This window comes from Psychroserpens mesophilus (genome assembly GCF_050617655.1).
GTDB lineage: Bacteria > Bacteroidota > Bacteroidia > Flavobacteriales > Flavobacteriaceae > Psychroserpens > Psychroserpens mesophilus_A.
Genome location: NZ_JBODQC010000589.1, coordinates 1 through 228, shown reverse-complemented (window position 1 = coordinate 228; position 228 = coordinate 1). Strand labels below are relative to the sequence as shown.

Genomic DNA, 228 nt, shown 5'->3' with positions numbered 1-228 from the left:
AAAAAGTATAAGTATATGTACCACCTTGATCTAAAGTCAATTCGTCAACAATAGCTTGAGAATCATCAGCATCTGTTAGTGTTTGTGCTGCTTCACGAGCATTTAAAAACCCCCAACCAAACTTTGGGTCAGGACCAATAGCCGAGTTATCATCTATAGCTGTATGGCAAACTAAGGCTTTTAAAGTAGAGGAATTCATATATTCTCCTTTTAACTGATTGTAATACT

Annotated in this window: 1 pseudogene; it reads right to left on the bottom strand. The window is 36.0% G+C overall.

From position 1 onward, the window contains the following. Window positions 1-199: pseudogene (locus tag ACRHNM_RS18545) on the bottom strand (S8 family serine peptidase); the annotation flags it as partial. Between the last annotated feature and the right edge of the window lie 29 nt (window positions 200-228).